The sequence below is a fragment of the Rummeliibacillus sp. GQ308 genome (assembly GCF_059759115.1).
In genome coordinates, this window is record NZ_JCAXDQ010000015.1 from 1 (window position 1) to 749 (window position 749).

Consider the following 749-nt stretch of genomic DNA (forward strand, 5'->3'; position numbering starts at 1 on the left):
GAAATAGTTTTTTAAAAAAGTTGTTGACTTTTCTAGAAAACATGGTATAATAATTCTTGTCCTTAAATAAATAATAGGTCTAGTAATGATGGCAAAGAGGTCACACCCGTTCCCATGCCGAACACGGAAGTTAAGCTCTTTAGCGCCGATGGTAGTTGGGGGCTTCCCCCTGTGAGAGTAGGACGTTGCTAGGCTGTAATATGGAGGATTAGCTCAGCTGGGAGAGCATCTGCCTTACAAGCAGAGGGTCGGCGGTTCGATCCCGTCATCCTCCACCATATTTATTCGCCGGTGTAGCTCAGTTGGTAGAGCAACTGACTTGTAATCAGTAGGTCGAGGGTTCGACTCCTTTCGCCGGCACCACTTAAAATGAGTCATTAGCTCAGTTGGTAGAGCATCTGACTTTTAATCAGAGGGTCGTAGGTTCGAATCCTACATGACTCACCATTTTAATCACGCGGGTGTGGCGGAATTGGCAGACGCACTAGACTTAGGATCTAGCGCCGCAAGGCGTGGGGGTTCGACTCCCTTCACCCGCACCATTTTAAATTAAATATTGCCAGATTAACACAGCATATGCGGAAGTAGTTCAGTGGTAGAACATCACCTTGCCAAGGTGGGGGTCGCGGGTTCGAACCCCGTCTTCCGCTCCAAATATGCCGGGGTGGCGGAACTGGCAGACGCACAGGACTTAAAATCCTGCGGTAGGTGACTACCGTACCGGTTCGATTCCGGTCCTCGGCACCATT

The 749-nt window shown here is 49.1% G+C and carries 6 tRNA genes and 1 rRNA gene; all 7 read left to right on the forward strand.

The annotated features are described in order from the left end of the window. The first annotated feature begins 78 nt into the window (after positions 1 to 78). The 7 genes from rrf to AC6CHJ_RS16615 all read left to right on the forward strand — a co-directional run bounded on the left by rrf (position 79) and on the right by AC6CHJ_RS16615 (position 747). A 5S ribosomal RNA gene (gene rrf / locus AC6CHJ_RS16585) occupies positions 79 to 194 on the forward strand. 8 nt (positions 195 to 202) lie between these two features. Then, positions 203 to 278: transfer RNA gene (locus AC6CHJ_RS16590), tRNA-Val, on the forward strand. 9 nt (positions 279 to 287) lie between these two features. Next, positions 288 to 363, forward strand: a tRNA-Thr gene (locus AC6CHJ_RS16595). 8 nt (positions 364 to 371) lie between these two features. Continuing rightward, positions 372 to 447 (forward strand) — tRNA-Lys (locus AC6CHJ_RS16600). Positions 448 to 457: 10 nt separating this feature from the next. After that, a tRNA-Leu gene (locus AC6CHJ_RS16605) sits at positions 458 to 542 on the forward strand. A gap of 36 nt (positions 543 to 578) precedes the next feature. Further along, a tRNA-Gly gene (locus AC6CHJ_RS16610) sits at positions 579 to 653 on the forward strand. Positions 654 to 658: 5 nt separating this feature from the next. Next, positions 659 to 747: transfer RNA gene (locus tag AC6CHJ_RS16615), tRNA-Leu, on the forward strand. The last annotated feature ends 2 nt before the right edge of the window (positions 748 to 749 follow it).